23 protein-coding genes are annotated in these 26349 nt (G+C 41.7%); 13 read left to right on the forward strand and 10 right to left on the reverse strand.

The annotated features are described in order from the left end of the window. A partial coding sequence (locus tag J3U75_RS10100) for a hypothetical protein (protein ID WP_267391991.1) occupies positions 1-1834 on the reverse strand: 1834 nt, incomplete at its 3' end. 693 nt (positions 1835-2527) lie between these two features. Between J3U75_RS10100 and J3U75_RS10105 the strand changes: the two genes are divergently transcribed. From J3U75_RS10105 to J3U75_RS10150, 10 genes are all read left to right on the forward strand, one after another. Beyond that, entirely contained in the window at positions 2528-4756 is a 2229-nt protein-coding gene (locus tag J3U75_RS10105; RefSeq protein WP_267391992.1) for a TonB-dependent hemoglobin/transferrin/lactoferrin family receptor, read from the forward strand. Between the two features lie 38 nt (positions 4757-4794). After that, positions 4795-5835 (forward strand): ChuX/HutX family heme-like substrate-binding protein, encoded by a 1041-nt coding sequence (locus tag J3U75_RS10110; RefSeq protein WP_267391993.1) that lies wholly within the window; start codon positions 4795-4797, stop codon positions 5833-5835. Between the two features lie 103 nt (positions 5836-5938). Next, positions 5939-6727 carry a heme/hemin ABC transporter substrate-binding protein gene (locus J3U75_RS10115; protein ID WP_267391994.1) on the forward strand — a complete coding sequence of 263 codons (789 nt, stop codon included), beginning with the start codon at positions 5939-5941 and terminating at the stop codon, positions 6725-6727. A 41-nt stretch (positions 6728-6768) separates the two neighbouring features. Beyond that, positions 6769-7731, forward strand: coding sequence for a FecCD family ABC transporter permease (locus J3U75_RS10120; RefSeq protein WP_267392046.1), 963 nt, complete (start codon positions 6769-6771; stop codon positions 7729-7731). Between the two features lie 9 nt (positions 7732-7740). Then, positions 7741-8511, forward strand: a complete 771-nt coding sequence (locus J3U75_RS10125) for an ABC transporter ATP-binding protein (protein ID WP_267391995.1) — start codon at positions 7741-7743, stop codon at positions 8509-8511. Positions 8512-8997: 486 nt separating this feature from the next. Beyond that, the gene (locus J3U75_RS10130) at positions 8998-9798 is read left to right on the forward strand and encodes an amino acid ABC transporter substrate-binding protein (RefSeq protein ID WP_218966221.1); all 801 of its coding nucleotides are present in this window, start codon (positions 8998-9000) and stop codon (positions 9796-9798) included. A gap of 79 nt (positions 9799-9877) precedes the next feature. Next, on the forward strand, positions 9878-10522 hold the full coding sequence (locus J3U75_RS10135) for an amino acid ABC transporter permease (RefSeq protein WP_100140851.1): 645 nt from the start codon (positions 9878-9880) through the stop codon (positions 10520-10522). Between the two features lie 4 nt (positions 10523-10526). Continuing rightward, a complete protein-coding gene (locus tag J3U75_RS10140; RefSeq protein ID WP_100151409.1) occupies positions 10527-11282 on the forward strand; it encodes an amino acid ABC transporter ATP-binding protein in 756 nt (251 codons plus the stop codon). A gap of 210 nt (positions 11283-11492) precedes the next feature. After that, positions 11493-12335, forward strand: coding sequence for a DNA adenine methylase (locus tag J3U75_RS10145; protein WP_267391996.1), 843 nt, complete (start codon positions 11493-11495; stop codon positions 12333-12335). Next, on the forward strand, positions 12328-13671 hold the full coding sequence (locus J3U75_RS10150) for a type II restriction enzyme (protein ID WP_267391997.1): 1344 nt from the start codon (positions 12328-12330) through the stop codon (positions 13669-13671). The genes J3U75_RS10145 and J3U75_RS10150 overlap by 8 nt, the downstream gene beginning before the upstream one ends. Before the next feature lie 85 nt (positions 13672-13756). Here the strand turns inward: J3U75_RS10150 and J3U75_RS10155 are convergent, their stop codons facing one another. The 3 genes from J3U75_RS10155 to ppc all read right to left on the reverse strand — a co-directional run bounded on the left by J3U75_RS10155 (position 13757) and on the right by ppc (position 18419). Continuing rightward, positions 13757-14671, reverse strand: coding sequence for a hypothetical protein (locus J3U75_RS10155; protein WP_267391998.1), 915 nt, complete (start codon positions 14669-14671; stop codon positions 13757-13759). A gap of 228 nt (positions 14672-14899) precedes the next feature. Further along, positions 14900-15448, reverse strand: coding sequence for a nucleotide exchange factor GrpE (gene grpE / locus J3U75_RS10160; protein WP_100140849.1), 549 nt, complete (start codon positions 15446-15448; stop codon positions 14900-14902). Positions 15449-15716: 268 nt separating this feature from the next. Continuing rightward, entirely contained in the window at positions 15717-18419 is a 2703-nt protein-coding gene (ppc, locus tag J3U75_RS10165) for a phosphoenolpyruvate carboxylase (RefSeq protein ID WP_267391999.1), read from the reverse strand. Positions 18420-18765: 346 nt separating this feature from the next. Between ppc and cysT the strand changes: the two genes are divergently transcribed. The 3 genes from cysT to J3U75_RS10180 are packed head-to-tail and all read left to right on the forward strand — an operon-like array spanning position 18766 to position 21588. Next, complete coding sequence (gene cysT / locus J3U75_RS10170; protein ID WP_267392000.1) at positions 18766-19602, forward strand: sulfate ABC transporter permease subunit CysT; 837 nt, start codon at positions 18766-18768, stop codon at positions 19600-19602. Then, the gene (cysW, locus tag J3U75_RS10175) at positions 19602-20474 is read left to right on the forward strand and encodes a sulfate ABC transporter permease subunit CysW (RefSeq protein ID WP_267392001.1); all 873 of its coding nucleotides are present in this window, start codon (positions 19602-19604) and stop codon (positions 20472-20474) included. The genes cysT and cysW overlap by 1 nt, the downstream gene beginning before the upstream one ends. Before the next feature lie 31 nt (positions 20475-20505). Beyond that, positions 20506-21588: a sulfate/molybdate ABC transporter ATP-binding protein gene (locus J3U75_RS10180; protein WP_267392002.1), complete on the forward strand. Its 1083-nt coding sequence runs from the start codon at positions 20506-20508 to the stop codon at positions 21586-21588. A gap of 479 nt (positions 21589-22067) precedes the next feature. Here the strand turns inward: J3U75_RS10180 and murA are convergent, their stop codons facing one another. Genes murA through zapD form a run of 6 tightly spaced genes read right to left on the reverse strand, consistent with a single transcriptional unit; the run spans position 22068 to position 26347 of the window. Next, on the reverse strand, positions 22068-23324 hold the full coding sequence (murA, locus tag J3U75_RS10185) for a UDP-N-acetylglucosamine 1-carboxyvinyltransferase (protein ID WP_267392003.1): 1257 nt from the start codon (positions 23322-23324) through the stop codon (positions 22068-22070). A gap of 43 nt (positions 23325-23367) precedes the next feature. Next, positions 23368-23616 (reverse strand): BolA family protein, encoded by a 249-nt coding sequence (locus tag J3U75_RS10190; RefSeq protein WP_267392004.1) that lies wholly within the window; start codon positions 23614-23616, stop codon positions 23368-23370. Between the two features lie 56 nt (positions 23617-23672). Continuing rightward, positions 23673-24428, reverse strand: a complete 756-nt coding sequence (locus J3U75_RS10195; RefSeq protein ID WP_100140882.1) for an ABC transporter permease — start codon at positions 24426-24428, stop codon at positions 23673-23675. 2 nt (positions 24429-24430) lie between these two features. Beyond that, positions 24431-25348: an ABC transporter ATP-binding protein gene (locus J3U75_RS10200; protein WP_100140842.1), complete on the reverse strand. Its 918-nt coding sequence runs from the start codon at positions 25346-25348 to the stop codon at positions 24431-24433. A 49-nt stretch (positions 25349-25397) separates the two neighbouring features. Next, positions 25398-25595: a DNA gyrase inhibitor YacG gene (yacG, locus tag J3U75_RS10205; protein ID WP_267392005.1), complete on the reverse strand. Its 198-nt coding sequence runs from the start codon at positions 25593-25595 to the stop codon at positions 25398-25400. Beyond that, complete coding sequence (gene zapD, locus J3U75_RS10210; protein WP_100140881.1) at positions 25595-26347, reverse strand: cell division protein ZapD; 753 nt, start codon at positions 26345-26347, stop codon at positions 25595-25597. The genes yacG and zapD overlap by 1 nt, the downstream gene beginning before the upstream one ends. Positions 26348-26349 lie beyond the last annotated feature (2 nt).

Genomic DNA, 26349 nt, shown 5'->3' on the forward strand with positions numbered 1-26349 from the left:
ACTCCGTGATTAACTGGAAGCAATCTGCTAGTTTTATTTTACCTCTGATTTCATAAGCTGTTATCTTGATGTTTTTTTTTTGGGGGTTATATATTATATCTGCATAGCAAGGTTTGATTTTACCTATTTGATAATTTGGGGAGAGAAAAAGTTCGAGCTGTGTGTGATAATTACTCTTTACATAATACAAAGATATTTGTTCCCAAGGAATGATTTTATCAAAACAGGGCAAGGCTAATCCCTGAGGTTTTAAAGTAAGTAATACTGAACCAATATATCTGTACATAATGTAGCAACGATATAAAAAGTACAGACTGAATGCAGAAAAAGTAATTACTGCCTTTAGCCGATCTGCATCATTACTTATACCTTTATAAAAGGCATAAGTTATAATAATAAATATACTGGCAATTAATATTCTCAGTATTAATCTGATTATTCCGCCTTGTTTAATGGTAATGATTTTCTGATGCTGATTAGCAATGTTTTTCAATTGATTGATGTTTTCTTCAGCTTTTTTTGGTACATATACCTTATATGCCGTTTGTAATTCATTCAATTCATGATTAAAAAGGTCCCGCAAAAGTGTGGTTGGGCTGATGCTAACAAGCAGGCCACTCAGGTGGTTTAACTCACGATATTTAATGCATGAAAGTCTTCGCGCTAAACTCGGTTGGGCTTGACACGCAGAAGATGGTTTCTCCAGTAGTTGCCTGAGCAGAGGTGTTTGTGTTTGTGAAACATACTGATTTACGTAATCTAAAGGTAAGTCAGTTGAGTATGCTTTATAGGAATAATTTTTCAAAGCCTGATCAATTTGTGTTCGTAAAAGGTAGATTTTACTTATGGCTAAAGCTAAATGCTCTTTAGGTATCACTTTGATAGCTTGTAAATCACCTTTGTATATTAAAGAGTAATTCCATTTTCTAATTGCTTTGCTGAATGAATAATAGAAATAATTTGATAATAAGTACGCCGGAAATAAAATTTTAGAATCGGATAAAGTGGTGATGGTTCCGATTAATTTGTTAACTTGTTGGCTGATGTCTTCTGACAACGTCAAATCATTATTAGCAATGTGGTTTAATTCATGAGCAATCACACTACACAATTCTGGTAACGTAAAATAATTGATATAGGTACTATCTAAATATAAGGTATAACCGTTTAATTGTATTTCTTCTGGATAGAGATAAGTTTCTTTTTCACTGACTCTTATACCGCCACCGATGCATAACACAATATTGTTTGGTATGGTATTTATCTCAAGCTTATGTGCAATTTGCGTTACAATCTTCCAGATTCTGGGATTGGTTTCTGGTGTGACAAGGATGCCTTTTAGTTCAGAAATTTCATTATCATGTTTTGTAAGATTTCTATTCAAGTCTGAGATGAATAATCCAATACATATAACCAGAGCACCAATGATATGAATTGTTCTTTCCCCACCTGTAAAAATAAACAGACTGCATGAAAAAGACAAGATTAGGGAAGTTGGCAATACTAAAAAAATCAGCCGCATCTTTTTTGAAACTTTGCTGAAATTAGCGTGCAGCTGTTTTGCCGATTTGCCGGCTTGCCTGCCCAGACGTTGAATGGTAAATAAAGCTAATATACCACTAAACAAACATATGCCCCCGCTTAGCATACCGCCTAGGGCAAACAGTCTGTCATATTTAAGTGAAAAATTATTTTTCTTAATTTGTTGGCTGATTTTACATATTTTACTCTTTTTTTCTTGGCCTTCAGGCTGATTATCTATTTCTAGCTGCTGCAACGAAAGTTGTATATTTTGTTGCTCAAGGTTGTTCAGTTCATGCGCGGAAGGATACAAATATAGGCTTAGGCGAATACTGATAAGAGGTAATAAAATAATTAAAAAAAAAGACCAATTTTTTGTCTAAGCGAAAATTTGGGTGAATCAGTGCTATGTTCCAATGAAGTCACCATATGTCAATTTGATAGCAAGATAGATTGTTAGCATTAATATTAGATTATGCTAACTCCGATTGGATTATTTTACTTTAAAATTCACATTGTAACAATTAATAGCTGTATGTTTAGTCAATAGTGTTATATTTAATTTATTATTTCAAATTTTATAATCTTAGCTGCACTCTTGTTGTCGGCTTGAATATCGAATGTATGCCAGTGGCTTAGGAAAAAGTATAAAGTGATATTATGCATAATGGTTTCTCTGTGCATGAAAATGAATCTTGCCTAACCCAAAACGCAGATACCGGTGTGGTCGTATACTTAGCGCCAAAGAAAGATTAATATTACAAAAATATACAATGGTTTTATTTAATCATCTATTTTTCAATTGCTTATATTAAAGCATGCTTAGCTGTATTTAGGTGTGAAACCGCTATATGCAGCATTATGCAACATGATCTCCACCAAGACGTGTGTTAATATGACTGTAAATTAATAAGAATAATTCCCATTACCACTTGTATAAAAGAATCATTATTGATTACAATGCGCCATCTTTGCATTAATTTTTGTCAAAAGGGGTTAACTTTATATGTGTCGCTCACCCAAGATAATTGCGCTAGCTGTAACCTGTATCGGCTTCCCTGCAGCTGTTTATGCGGAGGGCGAGGCTCATTTGCCCACGATTAATGTTGAGGCTAAACGGGCTACTCCCAGTGTGTTTAAGGATACGACCGTTAAGGCTGAAACCATTGAAAAACATGGAGCGGTAGATTTAAAAACGGCACTGAAAGACATACCCGGAGTGGAGGTACTAGATGCGCAGGGTACGCGGCAAGGAAATGACAGCGTGAATATTCGCGGGCTAAGTGGCAACCGGATCAGTATGACGATTGACGGTATTGATTTGCCTGAAGCGAATGAAATGAAGCATACAGGACAATATGCTATTTTCGGGCGGGGTAATTTTATGGATGTTTCTGCACTCAGTAGTGTGGATATCAGTAAAAATGCCCGTGGATTTGGTTTAGGAGGTGCTGTAGCCATGCATACTTTGACACCGGGAGAAATTTTACAGGGTGAGGATAAGGGCGGCTATATTGATACTCAGTATAACAGTGTCGATAAATCTACGGCAGTGACGGGAGCCGGTGCGCTGAGAAGTGGCAACTGGCGCGGCATGGTGTTGGGCACTTATCGAAAAGGTGATGAGGTGGATAACCGTGGTAATGTCGGTGGCCGTGGCGCACTACGTACCAAATCTGACCCAGTTGATCACAATAGCCGCTATTTCTTGACTAAGCATGAATTTGATATCAATGATAAAAACACCTTGAGTTTTACGGCAGAGTACCTAAACCGCAATCAGTGGACTGATTCTTTATCACAGGCGAATAGCTCCTATACAGATGTACGGGGTGTAGATGATAATAAGAAAACTCGATTTTCACTCGGGCATGAATATCACAGTGATAACGGGCTGATTCATTCAGGTAAAACGCAGATTTACTGGCAGCAGACTAAAACCGACTCCACTACGCATCGAGATTATGTTAAAGGCTGTACCAGCATGATTCCTGACCAGAATAATCGCTGTGTATTCGACTTTACCAATAAAGATAAAGTATGGGGGCTGACAAGTGACTGGTCATCACATTTTGATGGCGCTCAGCTGATGCAGGACTGGCGCTATGGTTTGAATGTGGCTCATCATGAACTGACCAGCGACTGGCAAGGCTATTATGCTCGTTCAAAACCTAATGCAGATAACAAAACCATACGAGCCAGTATTTATGTAGACGGAGATCTGCAATGGGGTAACCTGATTGTTAGCCCGGGATTATCTGCGTCTTACTATCATATGAAACCCGATTCAAAGGGATTTGTTACCGGTATCAACAATGAAATTGGTGAATTACGAAAAAAACATCAAAGTGCGCTGACTCCGCGTCTGGGCATTGCTTACCGCTTTGATCCACTATTGGTACCCTATTTCCAGTATGCTCGTGGCTTTAACGCTCCTTCTTCACAGCAATTGGCTTCTTCATGGAACCCAGGCAGCTATAGCTCATGGGGTAATCCGAATCTAAAGGCTGAAACCGCTAATAATTTTGAGCTGGGGTTGCGCGGTAAAAATGATGTGTTTGAATATGGCATTGCGGGATTTGATAATCACTATAAAAACTTCATTGATTACGTGAATATCTCTGGACAGGTAAAAATCCCAGCTGATGCAGTATGGAGCCGCCCTGGCAGTACACAGATGCTAGTATTGCAGGCGCAGAACTTTAGTAAAGCGCATATTTATGGTGGTGAGGCTTATGCACGTTGGAAATTTGCTCCAGACTGGAAGGTAAATGGATCATTGGCGTATTCGCGTGGGTCTATCCGGCAGGAAGGTGTGGATCAACCACTGAATTCGGTAATGCCGGTTAAGCTGAAGCTGGGTCTGGCCTATGATAAGGAAATCTGGGGTGCTAATGTGGATTTCACTTATGTAGCCAAAAAAGATAATAGCGATATACAAGACGTACCCAAAGGAACAAGCTATTACAACCCATCCAGAAATTATGCATTGGTTGATCTGGGCGGCTTCTGGAAACCTACTAAGCACTTGAGTTTCCATGCCGGTATAAACAATGTCTTTAATAAGAAATACTGGAACTGGGCAGATATCGCCTACATGATGCCAAATGTCAACAGCCAGTCTGGTACTTCCGGTCAGAGTGATGGTAATGCCAGCAAATTGACCAAAGATAATGCAGATTTCTATTCAGCTCCAGGACGGACATTTAATGTTGGATTGCGCTACACGTTTTAAATCATTACTACCAATAAAAACTTTGTAAAGGAACGAACATGAGCTTATGGCAACAATATCAGGATAAGAAAGCAACCATCGAGGGAGGAATGTATTTCCCGCGTCAGGCTGCTGCTGATTTGGGTGTAAGTGAAGGTGCTTTAATGGCGGATGCGCCTGATTCAATTTATCTGGGTAACCAGATTCGTGAACTGGTACTGAAGCTGGAAACTTTAGGCAAAGTATTGAGCGTGGTGCGTAACGATGCTGCTGTACATGAAAAAATCGGCGTATATGAGCATGTTACGCTTACGGCGCGTAGCGGGCTGGCTTTGAATGTGGGTGGTCTGGATTTGCGTTTTTTCCTGCACAACTGGCATCATGCCCTAGCCACTACTGTGACTATCGGTGACAAAACCATGCGCTCTATTCAGTTTTATGATGAATATGGCATGAATATCGAAAAGGTATTTATGCGGGATGATACTAGATTGGCCGCATGGCAGGCTTTGATTGATGAATTTAAAACCAGTGGTAAGCCCGAATTTTTACCTGCACCAGAAGTGAATGTTACCGTACCCGAACCGTTATCTCCAGAACGGGAGCTGGCTTTTCAGGAGCGCTGGAATGAACTGAAAGATGTCCATCATTTTGGCGGTTTACTGGAAACATTCAAAATAGACCGGCAACAGTCTTATCGTCATGCGCCAGCCGGATGTACTAAACTGGTCGATCGCAGTGTCTGGGAACAGGTTCTGAATCATGTGCAGGCCAGTAAACAGGAAGTTATGATTTTTGTTGGTAACCGTGGACTGGTACAAATTCAGACCGGTAAATTGCATAATGTGGTGCGTTCACATGGGTATCTGAATGTACTGGATGCTAAAGTACCGGAAGAAGGTTTTGATTTACATCTGCGTGATACAGATATTGTGGAAACATGGGTAGTGCGTCGCCCGATTAGTGAAGGTTATGTAACCTGCATTGAAGGTTTCGATAAAAATCGTCAGACAGTGGTACAGATTTTCGGCCGCCGCGAAGAGGGTAATGATGAAATGCAATCTTGGCATCAGCTTATGGATAGTCTGCTAGCTGGCTAATAAATTGCTCGGGCAGGCAGGCATTAAATATGAGTATGAATCAATCCATATACAGAAATAAGTTTACCTGCCCATGTACTGCTTGTAATCAGAAGGGTAAATCATGAAAAAATTACTGTTGGCAGCGGCACTGTGCGCTGCTTTTCCGTTTGCATTTGCTGCCCGTATAGTGACACTGACCCCGGACGTAGCCGATGTTGTGGTTGAATTGGGCGGAGCTAAGGAAATAGTCGGCAGAGAAATGGCCTCAACCAATCCGGCCTTAAAAAATGTACCTAGTATCGGTTTGTTTCACGGGCTGAGCGTGGAGCCAATTGTAGCCAAAAAACCTACACTCGTTCTGGGTTCATGGATGGCTCAGCCCGCCAGTATTTATGCCAATTTAAATCGAGTAGGGGTTAAAGCAATCAACGTTGCGCCCAAAGATGATTTAAACGGCTATGCTGCTGGTATTCGGCAGATTGGCCAGCTGATTGGAAAAAACAAAGAAGCTAACGCTTTGGCTGACCGCTGGCTGAGTCAGGTAAAGCAGATGCCAAAAACCGGTAAACGCTATCTGATAAGCTACGACGGACGCTTTGTGTCTGGACGTAATACCGCAGCAGATGAGCTGATTAAAAGAGCTGGGGGAGTGAATGCAGCAGCGGCGATTGAAGGTATGAAGCCGATGTCGCGAGAAGCTTGGCTAGCAGCAAAACCGGATATTATTTTGATTGCAGACCGTAATCAGAAACTGGTTGGTGGAGTACAGGGATTAACTAAACGGCCGGAAATTGCAGCTTCTCCCGCAGCTAAAAAGCAGAAAATCTTTTTCCTGCCTTCTAATGACCTTTTTCGTTACGGTCTGAATACGCCGCAAGTGATTCCTAAACTTTATCAACTGGCACAATAATTATGATGCAAGTGCAGCAAACGGCCAGCACACCTGACTCGATGATTGTCAGGGATGTGTTCTGGCCTAAATTAGTTTGGTTTATCGCTGCTGTGACATTCAGCCTGCTTCTGAGCTGGTTTTGCCTCGGGCTAGGCATGGGCGGCTGGCAATGGCCACAATCTCTGGATGAAACCACTCTTGGAATCCGACTGCCGCGGGTTCTGGTGGCGCTGATTGTAGGTGCCGCATTGTCTGCTTCCGGCGCAGCATTACAGGCCTTATTTGATAATCCGCTGGCAGATCCAAGTCTGATTGGTACTTCAGGCGGTGCCGCACTCGGGGTAATAGCCGTGTTGGCTTTTGGTTGGGGTGCAGTAACGGTACCTTTAGCGGCTTTTATCGGTGCACTTTTGGTATGCTTGCTGATACTGACGGTACATCGTCTGCTTGGCGGCGGTACGTTGGGTTTGCTGGTAATGGGTTTTGTAATCAGTGCTTTTTGCGGCGCGCTGGTGAGCCTAATTTTGTTTATGTCGGATGATATGGTGTTACGTAGTGCTACTAACTGGCTGGCCGGCAGTTTGGCTGAATCGGGGTTTACTTCACCTTGGTATGCGCTGGCAGTGATGGTGCTGGGTTTGGGCTTACTGGTGGTGGTCGGGCGCCGGCTGGATATTTTAATGCTGGGCGAAGAAACTGCTATTAGTATGGGGGTGGCGGTAGGCAGTACCCGCATGTGGACTGTGGTCGGCGCCGCACTACTAACAGGAGCCGCAGTCTCACTGGCCGGTATTATTGGCTTTCTGGGTATGATGGTGCCAAATGTGGTGGCCCGCAGCCGCGGTGGCAGTAGACGTCGGATTATGATGTTGTCAGCTTGGTTGGGTGCCATATTTTTATTATTGGTAGACAGTGTCGCTCGATGGCTAAGTTATCCGGTGGATTTACCTGTAGGTATTGTGATTGCTTTACTGGGCGGACCGTTTTTCCTGTGGCTGTTTTTACAGCCGTTACGGCGTTAGGAACAAAATATGGAAAATTTGTTTACTGTGCGTAATGTGCAGGTGCAGCCACGCGGCCGCTGCATTTTATCAGTACCACATCTGGATATACCGGCAAATCGACATACCAGCATTATTGGGCCAAATGGTGCAGGTAAATCTACACTGTTGCGCGCATTGTTAGGTTTGCATGGAGCAGGAGTAGCTGTACACGGTGAGTCCGTAAGCAGTCATTTAAAACGTGGCCAGATTGCATGGGTAGGTCAGCATGGACAATATAGTTTGCCGCTGACGGTCACAGAATATGTTCAGCTTGGTTGTTATCCACACAGTGGCTGGTTTAAAAAAGCTCAGGCACCGGTTGAAAAATTACATCATTTGCTAGAGGTATTCGATTTGCGGGCACTGGCGCAGCAACGGATTGGCAGCTTATCTGGCGGAGAACAGCAGCGTGCCAATGTGGTACGAGCATTACTACAAAATGCACCGGTATTATTACTAGATGAACCGTGTAATCATCTGGATATTCGTCATCAGCACCGTTTAATGCATTATCTGCGCGAGCATCATGCCGATTTTTCGGTGGTAATGGTGTTGCACGATCTGACGATGGCTGCAAATCATTCAGACTATATTGTGCTGATGAATGAAGGCCAGATAGTGGTTTCAGGTACACCTGAAAATGTGATGCAGTCCGATATACTCAGTGAGGTGTATCAATGGCCGATCCGCCGCATCGAAGAAGAAGGGAAAATGTTTTTCCGTATGGCACATCATCCGGTGCAATCAGCCGCTGCCTGAGAACAATAAATCTTATTTTAACTTTTTTAGAAACAGAAAATTAAATCATGCTCTGAACTGCTTGATTACATAAAGGTTGTTTTTGGTTTGGAAAAATTTTTTTAAATCATTTGTTTGAGAAAAGAAAAAGATATTGATATGGAAAATTCATAGAAGGTTATGAACAGCTTCAGCTAGGATGAATACATTCAATATGACTGTAGAATGATTCTCTAAAAAAGCATATTAAATATAAATGCTGTTTGTCTAACTACTTGAATCTTTTGAGTGAAAAAAATTATTTGATTTGGATTAAAAGAGTTTTGAAGTAGCTATAATTTAAAAAATTATATATATTATTCATTTGGTTAATTTTTAAGGTTGGTGTATTAGCCTAAGGTGGTTTTGCCGTAGAGAATACATTTATCACGTACTGATGAAAGTGTAAAGAAATTCCGGTATAGTGTATGACACAAATATCTATTTATATTGAATCAGGAATATTATATGCACAACGCCATGCGTAAATTTTTACTGGGCTCTGTGGTTGCGGTGGCGCTTGCTGCCTGTGGTGGAGAATCCGCTTCCGGTACAGCTTCTGACTCAACTGAGCGCAATGGTAAAACAGTGGTTATGGGACTGGATGATAGCTTTCCGCCTATGGGTTTCCGTAACGAAAAAAATGAGCTAGTGGGTTTTGATATTGATATGGCACGTGAAGCAGCCAAACGTGCCGGTCTGACTGTAGAGCTGAAACCGATTGACTGGAGTGCCAAAGAATCTGAGCTCAATAGTAAGCGTGTAGATATGTTATGGAATGGGTTGACTATTACTCCACAGCGGCAGCAGCAGTTATTATTGTCTAAGCCGTATATGGATAATCATCAGATTATTGTGGTTCGCCCTGATGGTGGTATTAATACCAAAGCTGATCTATCAGGCAAAATTGTTGGCGTACAGGACGGCAGCAGTGCGGTTGACGCTGTAGAAGCAGAACCGAATGTAGCCAAATCATTCAAAGAATTGAAAAAATATGCGGATAATGTGACAGCTTTAATGGATGTTTCAGCCAAAAGAGTAGATGCTTTGGTGGTGGATGAAGTGGTTGGCCGTTATTATGTATCCAAAAAGCCTAATGAATACAAAGTGCTGAGTGATAACTTTGGCACAGAGCAATACGCAGTGGCTTTCCGAAAAAATGATCAGGCATTGGAACAGAAAATTCAGAGTGCCTTGGATAGTATGAAAGTCGATGGTACATCTGCTAAAATTGCAACTAAATGGTTCGGTAAAGACATCGTCAAATAAATGTTGTCTTTGCCTTGGAATCAACGCTGCCTGAATAGAGTTTGTTCAGGCAGCGTTATTGTTGTTTTAAGGAATACACATGAACTATGTGTTCAATATGTTGCCTGAATTATGGACTGGGGCAAAAATTACCCTGAGTCTGTTTGCTATTACCCTGTTGCTGTCTATTCCATTGGGGCTGGTATTGGCGCTATTGCGCTTATCCGGTGTCAAGGTGCTGGATTACCTTGTTAATTTTTACATCTGGGTGATGCGTGGCACGCCGTTGATGTTGCAAATCTTCTTTATTTATTTTGCTCTGCCGGCTGTCAATATTTTGCTGCCTGCCTACACCACTGCGATTGTTGCATTTGTGCTGAACTATGCAGCTTATTTTGCCGAGATTTTCCGTGCCGGTATTCAGGGTGTAGGTAAAGGGCAGTATGAGGCGGCAAAAACATTGGGTATGAGTTATGGCCAGACCATGCGCCGCATTGTGTTGCCGCAGATGTGGAAAAAAATCTTACCGCCACTGAGTAATGAAACCATTACGTTGGTTAAGGATACTTCGCTGGTGTATGTGTTGGCATTACAGGATGTAATGCGGGTTACTTATCAGCTGGTACAGCGTGAATTTAATCTGATGCCGTTTTTTGTAGCGGCTGCATTCTATCTGATTATGACCCTGATTCTGACCTGGGGATTCCAGAAAGCGGAGAAACGCTATGCACGCTACGATGACTGATTTGATGATAGACGCGCGAGGCATCTATAAAGCCTTTGGAAATGTAGAAGTGCTTAAAGGTGTGGATATACAGGTGGCACGTTCAGAAGTGGTGGCTATCATCGGTTCTTCTGGTTCGGGTAAATCTACTTTGCTTAGATGTCTGAATTATCTGGAAAAAATCGATGCTGGTAGCATTGCTATTGAAAATGATTTTCTAGTACAGAATAATATTCACAACCGTGCTCATTATGCGCCTGAACGTACAATAAAAAATATCTGTGCTCGTATGGGAATGGTGTTTCAGCAGTTTAATCTTTTTCCGCACATGACGGTGTTACAGAACGTGATTGAAGCACCGGTTACGGTGAAAAAATTGAAACGTGACGAAATTGTGCCATTGGCACAAGAACTGTTGCGTAAAGTAGGTTTAGAAAACAAACAGGATTGTTATCCGTCACAGTTATCGGGTGGGCAAAAACAGCGTGTGGCCATTGCCCGTGCACTGGCGATGCAGCCACAAATTATGCTGTTTGATGAACCAACCTCAGCGCTTGATCCTGAATTAACCGGTGAAGTTTTAAAAACCATGCAGCAGCTGGCTGAAGACAAAATGACTATGGTGGTGGTCACCCATGAAATGGGTTTTGCGCGGGAAGTAGCTAACCAAGTGCTGTTTATGGACAAAGGTGTAATTGTAGAGTCTGGTGAAGCCAGCAGCTTTTTCGCTAATCCCCAACATGCAAGGACACAGGCGTTTTTAAGCTCGATGTTGAAATAAGTACCAATATTTTATTAGCTTGTAAATAAAATTTCTGAATTTCTATTTTATTCAATATTTTACTTTAGTTTCTTGTTGATTATATAAATTGTGTATTAGATGAGATAGTAAGTAAGTGTGAATTGGAGTTTTAGTTCATACCGGATACGGTATGTCATTTTGTTTAACCAGGTTCAAAATAAATCGACATTAAATAGAAAGTTATTGGATATGAAAAGCGTTAATAACAGCTTAATATTACCTGTTTTAAAATGGGCTGGTGGTAAACGTCAATTACTCAATACTTTAATTCCTTTATTACCTGAAGAGTATTCTATTTATTGTGAACCATTTTTTGGCGGTGGCGCGTTGTTTTTTGCTTTGCAGCCGCATTTTGCCTGCATTAATGATGTTAACCATGATCTGATGCGAGTCTATTCTGTTATTAAAAATAATGTTGATGCATTAATTGAACGGTTAAGGAAATTTCAAAATAATAAAGACCATTTTTATCAGGTACGCAGATGGGACAGAAATCAAAATACCTATATGCTTTTATCCGATATTGAAAAAGCGGCACGCATTATATATTTAAACAGAACTTGTTTTAATGGGTTGTTTAGAGTAAATCGTTTAGGAGAATTCAATGTCCCATACGGCAGTTATGTAAATCCAAATATTGTTAATGAGCCATTACTAAGAGCGGTAAGTGGTTATTTGAATGAAGCTGAAATAGAGATTTGCACTGGTGATTATGCCGAAATTTTAAATAAACTTCCAGAAAATGCATTTGTTTATCTAGATCCACCTTATGATCCGGTATCTGAAACAGCTAGTTTTACCAGTTATGTTAAAGGTGGATTCTCTCGTGAAGCACAAATAAAGCTGCGTCAATATTGTGATAAGCTGGATGAACGAGGTATTAAGTTTATGTTGTCAAATTCTGCAACGGAGTTTATCTGTAAACAATATGCTAAATATAATATAGATATTATATCAGCTAGGCGTTTGATTGGTGCAGATGCTTCAAAGCGAGGGGAAACGGAGGAGGTTATTGTCAGGAACTATGGATAAATCTGATAAGCTAAGTATTAGTAAAGCATGGGAAATACTATTTGAACGACATGACATATTAAATAAAATAGAAAAAGAAGGTTTTTGGAAGATAGAAGCAAACCAAATAAGAACTGTAAAAGAACCACGTTTAATGGCTAAATTTGATCATTTTGCTAATTTACCCAAAATTTTTTCAGATAACGCTCTTTCTATCTTACCGATTACTCGGGGTAGCTATATTATTGGTCATTTTATGACCTATCATACTATAGAGTCAGATGTAGATAATGTCTCTATACAAAGAATGTATTTGCCAGAGTATTTGCAAAGTATTAATTCTTCGAGAATTACAAGTGAGGCGGCCGCATTGAGTTGTGCTTATGCATCTGGAATAATTGCGGATTTTTTGAAAGAAGATAATATTATTCCGTCTGTATCAGGAAGATCAGGCTCGGGATCATTTAATTTCATCATTGATATAGATAAAGATAACACAAATAAATGCCATTCAATTCAAAGAATTTTTGTGAGTAAATCACAAATTGAAATTGATGCTGGTTATGAGGGGAAAGATTCACTATCTTTAATTGAAGCAAAACTGGATTTATCGGATGATTTTTTAATCAGGCAATTATATTATCCTTACAGGGTATGGAAAAACTGTATTTGCAAACCGATTCGTTCTATATTTTTTGTATATTCTAATGGTATATATTATCTGTATGAATATATTTTCCAGAATACCGAGTATTATAATTCTTTGAAGTTGATTAAATTTAAAAAATATTCAATTGAGAGTACAGATATAAGTTTTGCTGATATTGAAACAATAATGCAAAAAACAGCCTTACTCGATGAACCAAAACTTCCTTTTCCTCAGGCCGATAAATTTGAAAGAGTAATTAATATTTGTGAGTTATTGGTCACAAAAGACCTGAGTTTTAATGAAATTACAGCTAACTATGCATTTACTGGACGTCAAACGGGTTATTATACTAATGCAGCAATATATTTAGGACTTATTTGTAAATATTGTAGTTTGGATGAAATAGATAATAGTAGGATGATTACGTATAGGTTAACTAAAAAAGGAAGGTCAATAATGAGTTTAAGTTACAAAGAACGACAGTTAGCATTTTGTAACTTAATTTTTCAGCATAAAGTATATAGATTAGTTTTTGAAATATTTCTAAAAAATAATAAAACATTGCCTTCAAAAAAAGAAATTATAGATATTATGCGAATATCCAATCTTTATGAAATAGATTCATTTAATACTTTTAAACGACGCTCTTCAACGGTAAAAAAATGGATTGAGTGGATAATAAATTTAACAAATAAAAACACATTGTAAGTTTAATACTTGTAATGTGTTTTTATTAAAAATGAATTGATTAGCTCTCCTAAGCTGATAAAAAATTATACACCGAGCCTAGTGTTTAAATAGCTGGTTTGATCCATAACTGATGATTTTTTTGATCTATTCGGACACTGTATTTTTGCAGAAAATCTATGCCAAGCAAGCCGTCGGATTCGAATTCTGCCGGCATGCCATCCATGATGGCGGCACGAACAGGAATTTTTCGGATGGTTGGGTTGTCTGGGTAGATTTTAACTGTTATGGGATAACCACGTTTATTCAAACGCAGAGTTGTTTTTTCCGTATTGTCAGTGGTTATTTTTTTGCTATTACTGAGTTTGTCCGACCTTGATGTGCCTTTAAGAAAAGACATTGATGCTCCGGTATCAAGAATCAGGTTATATGTCTTTTTCTGGTCGGTAAATTTGATAATTATGCCTTCTTTCGGATGTATTTTATAAGGAAAAACTGTCCATTGGTGGCTTAATCGGTTTGGGTTGTTTCTATCATCAATAATTATTTTTCTGTGAGCTATATCCAGTGTCAGGATGTGATCTTGAAAAAGTGTTAACCCAACTACAGGGATGCTTTCATCTGGCACAGGCGGTTTTTTCTGTTCTGGATTGCTGGAATAATTCCAACCCCAAGGCTTTAATTCAATCGCTTCAATGTTTTGGAATTTGAGTCCGTTAATATTCAGATGTTTGATCAGAAATTGATCTGATTCTTTAATTTTTCCGCTTAAATCCAAGCTTTTGTTTGTAGATGGTATTTGGATTGTTTCTGGAAGCTGTTTTAAAGTGTTGAGTGGTAAATGCAGTGCCGTCTGAGAGCCTGTATCAAGAATAAATTTTTCTGATTTGCCGTTGATTTTTAATACAACTTCGGGAATATTAATATCTTTGATGAAAGTAAGTGGTAATTGAATTTCTTGAGCTAGAGCAGTTTTGGTGATGGCTAGAATGACCAGACTTGTAAAACATTTTAAACGCATGTTTTTCCTCTTTCTAAAATAATGAATATATTTAAGAGGATTTGTTTATATTATATTCATAGCTTATTTGGCAAAATCAAATTGTAGCAATAATGAATGAATCTATTTAATTTTTATTAGTGAGAAAAGAATAAAGGGAGATAATAAGAAAAAACTAGATAATATCAGATATTTTTTCAATAAAAACCGTCTGATTAATTTCTGTCAGACGGTTTTTATTCGGATGATTTATTCTGAGTCGGCGGCTTTGGCTACTGTTACCATAGCTGGACGCAATACGCGGTCTGATAGGGTATATCCTTTTTTCATTACAGAAACTACAGTATTGGGTTCCTGTTCACTTTCAACGCTTTGCAAAGCCTGATGACGATGCGGGTCAAGTTTGTCGCCAGCTTTGGGATCGATTTCTTTGACATTGGATTGATCAAAAGCTTTTTGCAATTCGGTAAGGGTCATTTGTACACCCATTTTAAGAGCATCAAAGTTGCCGCTCTGATCTTGCAGAGCCATTTCCAGATAGTCTTTAACGGGCAGCATTGCAGTGGCAAATTTCTGACCGGCAAATTTATGGGCACTTTCCAATTCTTCCTGATGGCGCCGGCGCAGATTCTGCTCAGTGGCCAATGAACGCAGTTGTTCATCTTTAAGCTGGCCTTCTAGCTCGTTGATGCGTTCTTGCAAATCTTCAATGGTGGCCTCTGGCGCAATAATTGGTTCGGTGTTTTCGGTGTTCTCGTTTACCTGAGTTTCGTTTTCGGTGTTGTTTTCCGGTTGCATATTTTTTCCTCTGCAAAAAGGTGAATTATTTAATTAAATTGGGTCGTGATGCTGCTATTTCAAGCCAGTAGTACTAGGTTATGACGGATTTTGCTCTGAGTTGGCTATATTGCTGTTTTGTAATCTATGTTGCCTTTTGTTTTTCCAATTATTTATTTAAATACCTTATTCAGCTCAGAAATGCAAACTAAGGAAATACCGATGCTGAATATTTATAAAGCTGAATAGTAATCAAGACAAAGGTGTATTGTTTGCGCAGGTTTTTGCTTCAGCCTGTATTCCGTAATCCCTGAGCAATGCCGTTAATGGTTAGGTGGATGAGCTGGAGTAGCTCGCTGTTATCTGGTTGATGACGTAGTTGTTGCAACAGATGTATCTGAAGCCAATTTAGGGCGTTTAGGTAGGGGATACGCAAGGCAAGTGAGCGTGCGAGTGTTCGGTTGTCACTTAAGTAACGCTGGCGTTGCAGAATGCTAAGTAGTGCTTGTTTGCTACGCTCAAATTCATCAGCCAGCATGCTGTAAATAGTGTGGGCAGCTTCTTGATTGCTAGCCAGATTAACATAAGCCCGGGCAATGGTGAGGTCGGCTTTGGCCATTACTTGATCCATGTTGGAAAGCATGGTCTGGAAAAAAGGGCTGTGTTGTGCTTGCTGTTGCAATCGTTGCAGATTGGCGCTGTCCTGATTAATTAGTTCGGTGACCGCGCTGCCGAATCCATACCATGCTGGTAGCATGAGGCGATTCTGTGTCCATGAGAATACCCATGGAATGGCGCGTAAATCCTGAATTCTTGCCAGTGTTTTACGGCTGGCAGGACGGCTGCCGATATTGAGGCTGGCAATTTCTTGTATTGGGCTTGTTTGTAAAAAATATTCTATGAAACCGGGGCAGGTAATTAGTTTGCGATAGTGTCTGAATGCACTAGCCGATAAGGTATCCATGATTTGGTTATCCGGCTCGCTGTTCTGAGGGGGCAGTAGGGTGGCTTCAAGTGTGGCGGCAACCAGCGCTTCCAGATTGCGTTCGGCATTGGTGGGATCAGCATATTTGGCGGTAATCACCTCTCCTTGCTCGGTAATGCGTATTTGTCCGGCTACGCTGCCTGCAGGCTGAGCCATGATGGCGTCGAAAGAAGGGCCGCCGCCACGACCTACGCTGCCACCGCGACCATGAAATAGACGTAGGCGGATATGATGGTGAGCAAACAGTTTGACTAGCTGGGACTCCGCCAGATACAGGGACCACTGACTGGTCACGTAACCGCCATCTTTGTTGCTGTCGGAATATCCGAGCATGATTTCCTGCAAATTGTTGCGGCTGTGTAGAAATGCGCGATACCAGGGCAGGCTAAACAGTTTGTCCATAATATCTACGCTTTTCTGCAAGGCATCAATGGTTTCAAATAAGGGAACGATGTTGATGCGGCTGCTGGGTTTTTCATTGTTGATGCTCAACAGACCAGTTTCTTTCAGCAGTAAGGCAACTACGAGTATGTCGCTGACACTTTCCGCATTCGAAATGATGCATTGATTAATGGCCGTTTCACCGTAATCATTTTTGATGCGGGCAGCCGTTTGAAAAACAGTCAGTTCACGCATGGCATCGTTGCTGTACTGAATGTAAGGACTGTACAGCGGGCGTTGAGTGCTCAGTTCGCGTAGTAATACTCGTTGTTTGGCTGCTTCACTCAGTGTTTTAAAATCTTCCAAATCAGCATGAGCAAATAATTCAGTCACTACCTCTGTGTGTTTGGCCGCATGCTGACGCAGGTCTACAGACATCAAATGAAAGCCAAATAAAGAAACTGAACGAATCAGATCTGCCAGTTTGCCCTCACTGAGCAGGGCACTGCCATTTTCCTGTAAGGATCTGGCGAGATGATTAAGCTCTTGCAGAAATTCCTCTGACTGTCGATAGAATGGTAAGCAGTAATGCTGATTGTACGGTTGTAAACCAAGTTGTTGCCCGGTAGCACTAAGGCGAGTCTGTATGTAAGCGATGGCGCGACGATACGGCTCTTCCTTGTGGGCGGTTGCGGTATCTGGTGACAGTTCTGCCATGTGTAGTACGCTGCTGTTTACCTGAACACGGCGGGAAGATAGTGGCAATAGCTGATGGAGTTCATCCAGACACTGGTGGTAATGTTGAAATAAAGCTTTGGCCTGAAAGGAAAATGCTTCCTGTAATGTATCTGCATTGACATATGGATTGCCATCGCGATCACCTCCTACCCAGCCACCAATGGTGATTACATTAGGAAGGCTGACATCCGGATAGATACTGGTAAGCTGGCATTGTAGTTTACGGTAAAGTGCGGGTACGGCTTTAAAAAAACTTAATGGAAAATAGTTGATACTGTTGTAAATTTCATCGCTTACGCTGATCTGAAAATGACGGGTTTCGTCGGTTTGCCAAAGAGCCAGCATAATGGCTTCAGCCTGCTGTTGCAGTTCTTTGCTGTGTGGATGTTGTGGATGGTTGCGTTCATTGAGAATGCTGCGGATATGGCGGTGAAAGCACAAAATACATTGTCGCTGTACTTCGGTAGGGTGGGCAGTTAGTACAGCACTGATACTGGTCTGTTGTAAGGTTGTTTCCAATTCTGTGGTAGATATTTTTTGCTGTTGAATCTGCCGGATGACATGATTAAAGCTGGTACGTCCAAAATGCTCACTGTTTTGTTCATATGTTTGACGCCGCCGTTCATGATGTACATCTTCTGCAATATTCAATACCTGTGCAAACAGACTACATGCGCGGATGAGATCTTGCTGCTGCCGTAAGTCAAGCGATGGCAGAGCTTGCTGGATGGTTATCTGCGGTTCTTTGCCGTCGATAAGCTCGCCTAGTACTGTTTGTACGGCTACGGTGGTTTCGTGAGCCAGCATATTCAATAATGCTTGGATCAGAAAGCTGATGTCAGCCGACAAGGGTGCATCTTTTTGTTCATCCAGAAGAGAAGCTGGCATTGTGTTCTCGCTATTGTAGATTGATATGTTTATGTTGAATAACTGTCTGCATGATATTACGTGGTGCAGGTGTCAGCAATACTGCTTTTCTGATAATGGGTTATAACTGTGACTTATTAAGTTACAAAAATATATTCTTTCTCATTTGTCTGTACGGCCTTTTATATTGTTGGCTGCCTATTGCAGAGCAGAATGCGGTAGTCTTTGTTGTTTTGTTCTGTTTGTCATTTTTAGCCACGTTATTGTAGGTATTTAGCCTAAATAGGACTGATTTCAATTTACCGGTATATTTTTCTTTAATGTTGCCGGTAATGTTTACAGCAGTCGGGCATATGGGAGAAAAATTATGCTGTTAATGAAACAGCCATCTGTATTGCCCGGATTCTCTCTTAGTCTGGGTGTAAGTGTACTATCGCTGTCATTATTGGTGTTATTGCCTTTTGCCATGCTGGTGTGGACTGTGACTGATTTGGGCTGGTCTGGCTTTATACGAGTGATTTCTGAGCCACGCACACTTGCAGCTGTGTGGCTCACTCTGAAAATGTCATTACTGGCTATGCTAGCCAGTGTGCTGCTAGGAACTTTAGTTGCTTGGGTACTGGTACGCTATCAGTTCTGGGGCAAGGATATGGTTAATGCATTAGTCGATTTGCCTTTTGCTTTACCAACAGCAGTAACGGGGGTGGCGCTGGCTACTTTATATGCTCCTACAGGCTGGATAGGCAGAATATTTACCAATATGGGCTTACAGGTAGCTTTTACCCCCACAGGTATTTGGCTGGCTTTATTGCTGGTTAGCTTGCCGTTTGTGGTACGAGCAGTACAGCCTGTGCTGGCTGAATTATCGGGCGAATATGAAGAGGCCGCAGCAATTCTAGGCGCATCCAGATTCACTATAGTGTTTCGGGTATTATTGCCGGAAGTATTGCCAGCACTGGTGATGGGGGCAGGAATGGCATTTGCAAGGGCAACGGGGGAATATGGTTCTGTCATTTTTATCGCAGGTAATGTACCGTTTAAATCAGAAATTCTGCCTCTCATTATTGTTAGTAAATTTGAGCTTTTTGATTTACCGGCCGCAGCGGCTGTGGCGCTATTTATGTTGATAATATCTTTTGTTATTTTATTAACACTAAATTTATGGCAATGGCGTTTAAGCAGTCGTACACAGGGGCGCTACTGATGAGTATCGTGAAGACCAATGCATTGCTCACTGAGCCAAAATGGTTGCGTTATTTACTTATTGGCATAACTTTCTTGTGTCTGAGTGTATTGCTGTTTCTACCCTTATTATCCGTATTTAGTTATGCGCTGGCAAAGGGCTGGGAACTATATATGGCTGCTTTGCTGGATGATGAAGCTCTGGCTGCCATGCGTTTGTCACTGTTGATTACCCTGATTGTGGTACCGATTAATGTGGTATTGGGTGTGGCTATGGCATGGCTGTTAACCCATTTTACATTTCGGGGTAAGCAGTTGTGGACAACATTACTGGATCTACCATTCGCTGTTTCTCCAGTTGTGGCTGGTCTGATGTTTGTATTGTTGTTTGGCAGCAATAGCTGGCTTGGAAGCTGGCTGGAAGCGCATGGTGTGCAAGTTATCTTTGCTATTCCCGGCATGATATTGGCTACTTTGTTCGTCACTTTTCCGTTTGTGGCGCGGGAGTTAATTCCATTAATGCAGGCTCAGGGTAGTAGTGAAGAGCAGGCAGCACTGATACTTGGTGCCAGTGGTTGGCAGATGTTTTGGCATGTCACCTTACCGAATCTGAAATGGGCGCTGGTATACGGCATTATCCTGACAAATGCTCGTGCAATGGGAGAATTCGGCGCGGTAAGTATGGTTTCCGGTCATATTCGTGGCGAAACCAATACTATGCCGCTGCTGGTAGAGATGATGTACAACGAATACAACATGGTAGGTGCGTTTGCTGTATCCAGCCTTTTGGCCTTACTGGCCTTATGTACACTACTGTTGCAAAAGTATCTCGACTGGCGCCAGACACGTATGTATAGGGATGCACAACGTGCACGTATAGCAGTAACCAATTAAACAGTCAGGTACATAGCATTGAGTAGCGATTATGAGTATCCGTATCCAGCATTTGAATAAATCTTATGGCGAATATCCTGCATTACAGGATATCAATCTACAGGTGCCTAATGGTTCATTAACCGCTTTACTGGGACCTTCAGGTTGTGGCAAAACCACGTTGCTGCGTATCATTGCGGGGTTGGAATATGCAGATTCCGGTGAACTTTTTTTTGGGGATGAGGAGGTCAGCAATCTGCATGTACGGGAACGGCGAGTAGGCTTTATGTTTCAGCATTATGCGCTGTTTCGCCATATGACCGTGTTTGAAAATGTTGCTTTCGGATTGAAAGTAATGCCCCGACGTATACGCCCCGATAAAGATGAAATAGCAGCACGAGTGGAAGAGTTATTAAAGCTAGTACAGCTGGAATGGCTAGCCAAAGTGTACCCGCAGCAATTATCCGGCGGCCAACGTCAACGTATTGCACTGGCACGTGCTCTGGCTACCAAACCAAAATTGCTGTTGCTAGATGAACCTTTTGGTGCACTGGATGCTAAGGTACGTAAGGAATTGCGCCAGTGGCTGGTAGAAATACATCATCAATTGGGTATCACCAGTGTGCTGGTGACTCATGATCAGGAAGAGGCGCTGGAAATGGCCGATCAGATTGTGGTGATGAATCAGGGCAAAATCGAGCAAAGCGGTGCAGCAGCTTCTTTGTATGATCATCCTGAAAATGTTTTTGTGACGGAGTTTTTGGGTGAAGTAAATGTATTTGAAGATGCTTGTATCGAACAGGGGCAATTGTGTCTAGGGCACTATCGTGAACCTGTCACCACTGGTGAGCGGACACGCCAGAATGTGACTGTCTATGTGCGTCCGCAAGAAATACAAATATTAACGGAAAACCAAAGTAATGTCATAGATTCAGCTATAGTGGAGGAAATACATATTATTGGTGCACAAATAAGATTATGGCTGTGCCGTTATAATAATAAACAGCGAGTTCAAGTGTGGCTTTCTCCGGCTGAATTCCGTACACTGAATTTGCAACCAGAACAGATAGTCTGGTTTAAACCGCTACGCTTAACCATGTTTAGACTGCCAGAAATGGTGGATTTCATGATTTAAAGCTTGCACGACATTCAAATCAACCATGATATAACCAGAAGTATCCTGCACAGGTAGCGGGATAAAACTTATAACCGTTGATTCAAATGTGCAGTGATTAAAATATGATTTCCTCCATTCCTATCCTAATTTTATTGTGTTGGCTGATAAATCGTTTTCATTTTACTTATTTGATTTAAGACAGATATTTGGTGTATCACTGCTGAAAATTTTATGAAAATAGGATATTTATCTGTATCAGTATGATTTATTTCTTAATTAGCATTAATCAGAAGTCTCAAACTCAATATTTTATAATTCTCTTAACATGCTATAAATACAGATAATTAGTTCCTGTAATATCTGATGAAAAGCTTACTCTATAAATATTTTATAGAGTATGAATATTAATCTGGTGTAATTGAGCTATTTAACGATTCGAATAAAAACAAAAAGGGTGTGCGAAAATTTCCGTACACCCTTTTAATATTCGTGAATTTTTAATCGCTGACGCGCTCAATAATCGCGCCTACTCCACCCAGTTTTTGTTCGATATTTTCATAACCGCGATCCAGATGGTAAATACGCTCTACAATGGTTTCACCACTGGCCACCAGTCCGGCTAATACCAGACTGGCTGATGCGCGCAGGTCGGTAGCCATAACGGTGGTGCCGGATAGCTGCTCAACACCTTCTACAATGGCTGTGTTGCCTTCAGCGGATATTCTGGCACCCATGCGATTGAGTTCAGGTACGTGCATGAATCGGTTTTCAAAAATGGTTTCCACCACTTTGCTGTTACCGTTGGCTATGGTATTCATAACCATAAACTGTGCCTGCATATCGGTGGGAAATGCGGGATAAGGAAGGGTACGGATATCAACTGCGCGGGGGGGCTGTTGCATATCGATGCTGATCCAATCATCACCGGCTTCTATAATGGCTCCAGCTTCACTCAGTTTTTCCAGAATCGCCTGCATGGTTTTAGGGGCAGCGTTTCGTAGTACGACTTTACCGCCGGTCATGGCTACAGCACATAAAAATGTTCCGGCTTCAATGCGGTCAGGCACAACGCGGTGTGTGCAACCATGCAGTTTTTCCACTCCGGTAATGGTCAGAGTAGGTGTACCGATGCCTTGAATGTTGGCGCCCATTTTTACGAGACAATCGGCAAGGTCTGTGACTTCAGGCTCCATAGCTGCATTTTCTAGAATGGTAGTACCCTCTGCAAGGGTGGCTGCCATCAGCAGGTTTTCAGTACCAGTGACGGTCACCATATCCATGACGATATGAGCACCTTTTAATTTTTGGGCACGAGCTTTGACGTATCCGTGTTCAATAGTAATTTCGGCACCCATGGCTTCGAGCCCTTTTAAATGCTGATCTACTGGTCTTGAACCAATGGCGCATCCGCCCGGCAAGCTGACTTGAGCTTCACCAAAGTGTGCCAGTGTTGGCCCTAATACCAAAATGGAGGCGCGCATGGTTTTGACCAATTCGTAGGGTGCACAGGTATTATTTATACCGCTACAGTTGATTTCAAATTCCTCTATATTGTCGGTCAGTACACGTGCCCCCATGCCTTGTAATAGCTTTTGGGTAGTTTTAACATCGCGCAACATTGGTACGTTGGTCAAATGCAGTGTTTCGCTTGTCAGTAAAGACGCGCACAGCAGGGGAAGTGCTGCATTTTTGGCGCCGGAGATAAAGATTTCGCCGTTTAATGCGCCATTAGCGCGGATTTTTAATTTTTCCATATTAATTCTCTAGATTTGGCAGAAATAGGTTTTTCTATATTGTTTATTGCTGTTTTTCTGCCCATTCAGACGGTGTTGCAGCTGTGGTGATGGAAAGTGCATGTAATTCATTACTGGCAATTTGTTGTGCGAGACCATCTTTTATCATGCGATGACGAGCCAGACGGTTTTTTCCGGTAAAGGCACCAGACACAATCCGAGCAAAGAAATGGTGTCCATCTCCTTCTACTTCGAGATATTCGCACGGTAACAGATTGGCAATCATGGTTTTTACCTCTTCAGGTGTTAACATGACGGGCTCCAGAAAAGCTAGTGATAAATGGCGGCTATTATAGCGTTTTAGTTTGTCTAATTGCGTAATTTCCAGCCAGATTTTAGGATGGCACAGACAAGAATACACAGAATAATGGCAAAGCTGCTCACTACGGTAAGTGCTAGCCATGGTGAGGAGTCACTCTGGCCAAAAAAGCCATATCTGAAGCCATCAATCATGTAAAAAACCGGATTGAAATGGCTGAGGGTTCGCCAGAATGACGGTAGGCTATTAATGGAATAAAATACACCTGAAAGAAATGTTAAAGGCATAATCAGGAAGTTTTGGAAAGCAGCTAATTGGTCAAATTTTTCTGCGACTATGCCTGCTAACAGACCAAACATGCCCATGATGGCGCAGCCCAGTAAGGCGAAGATGATTATCCAACCAAGATGGTGTGGAATGGGTAAACCGAAAAAGGCAGTGACAGCAATTACTCCGATGCCAACCATTAATCCGCGCAAAATTGAGGCGCCAACATAAGCGCAGAAGAATGCCGCTGTACCCAGAGGTGGTAATAAGATAAATATAAGATTACCGGTAATACGTGACTGAATTAGGCTTGAGGAGGAGTTGGCAAAGGCATTCTGTAGCATGGACATCATGGCCAAACCCGGTATCAGAAAGGCCGTATAGCTAACTCCAGGCAGGATATCTGGGCGTCCTTTCATGACTTGTGCAAATATCAGCTGATAAAGTAAAGCGGTCAAAATAGGTGCAGATAGGGTTTGAAACCCTACTTTCCAGAAGCGCAAGACTTCTTTTTTTAATAATGTGTAGCAACCAGTGATATTCATTTTTCATCTTTCATGTGGTCGCTGGTGAGGCGCAGGAAAACATTTTCAAGATCATTCTCTAGTATTTGTAGGTTTCTGACATTTATATTTTGGTTTTGCAGGCTTTGTAGCATAGTGGCCAATTGGCTGTAGTCTGCAAGTTTCAGAAGGTAGTTGTAGCCATCTTCCTTGATAATTTGCTGACGCAGATTTTCTGGTAATTTTTGATCAAGTGTTAAGGCCAGTTGTTTATCGGTTTCTGCGTGCAGCAGATTCTGGGTACTATCTAATGCCACAATTTCACCATGTTTCAGCATGGCGATCCGATTACACAATGATTGTGCTTCTTCAAGATAATGTGTGGTTAGAATGATGGTATGGCCGGCTTTGTTTAGTCTGGTAATGAATTGCCACAGGTTTTGGCGTAATTCTACGTCGACGCCAGCGGTGGGTTCATCCAGTACAATAACGGGTGGGCGGTGTACCAGTGCCAGTGCCACCATAACACGGCGTTTCATGCCACCGGAAAGGTTACGGGTATTGGTGTTGGCTTTATCTGCCAAGCCAAGATTGGTAATGATTTCATCAATCCATTCATCATTTTTATGTAAGCCGAAATAACCGGATTGAAACAGTAATGCTTCGCGCACGCTGAAAAATGGATCAAAAACCAGCTCCTGAGGTACAACACCAAGAAGTTTACGGGTGGTATTGGGTTCACGTTGTACATCGTGGCCGCAAATGCTGATGTGACCGGAAGTCAGACGGCTGAGTCCTGCCATTGCAGAGATAAGGGTGGTTTTGCCGGCACCATTAGGGCCAAGAAGGCCAAAAAACTCACCTGATTGAACGCTGAAACTGACGCCTTTCAGGGCGGTAAAACCGTTGGAGTAGGTTTTGACTGCCTGATGAATGCTAAGAGCGGGGGATGTCATAGGTTGAATGAATATCTGTAAGTGTTTGGGATAATGTAATCAATATAGGTTAATGCTTTGATGGTTTGAGTTCTTCGCTCAGAGGTTGATCTTCATCTGCCGGCAAGTTATAGCCTTCACTGGCCCATGCTCCCAAATCAATCATTTTACAGCGTTCGCAACAGAACGGCCGGAAACGGTTTGCTGTAATCCAGGCGACGTTTTGGCCACAAGTAGGACAAGTAACGGTGATGATTTTTTCAGTCATTATTTGATTACTGCATCGAAGCTACACATTACGAGCGTGAACGGAATGTCGGTGGTCAGTACTAATCCGCGTGCCTGTTGTTGTGATGCTTGTAAAAAGCGAATATGGGTGAAATATTTATTAGCAGAAACTTCTGGCAAAGCTGTTTCATGCTGGGCAACATTAATACCAAGCAAGTGGATATTTTGCCCCAAACTGTTGTGCTGATAGCTGCCTGCATTTGCTACACACTCTACCGACAGACTATTGTGACGCAGGATTTCCAGTAGTAGGCTGATGGCTTCATAAGTTGGGAGCAGGCTTTGAATCCATTGTCGTAGCTGGCTTTCGCGTTCTTCTGGATTTTTCTGCTGCCAGTAATAATATGAGGGTAAATCATATGGGCTGGTACCGCCAGGTACAAATATTCTTTGTTTGATGGCCATCAGCCATTCATTTTCGCGCAGATGTTGTCCAAATTTCTGTTGAACATTCTGTAGATTAGATATTGCCGTCTGAATGGTTTCCAGTGCATCCTTACCATCTTCACCCCGTTGTCGTGCCAGACCTTTTTGACGTTCCAGTTCCTGTAGAATATCCAATTTGAGCTCGGCACGCGCGGCAGCTTCCATGATTTCAAACAGTGAAAACAATGCACAGTGATGTGCCCAGACTTCCTTGCGTACTACGACTTCATGAAAGTGCCTGAACAAGTAGGCGATACGTAAAAAATTCCGCACGCGCTCGGACAAGGGATGTTCGAAATGGATTATAT

Source organism: Snodgrassella sp. B3088 (assembly GCF_026535815.1).
Classification (GTDB): Bacteria; Pseudomonadota; Gammaproteobacteria; order Burkholderiales; family Neisseriaceae; genus Snodgrassella; species Snodgrassella alvi_E.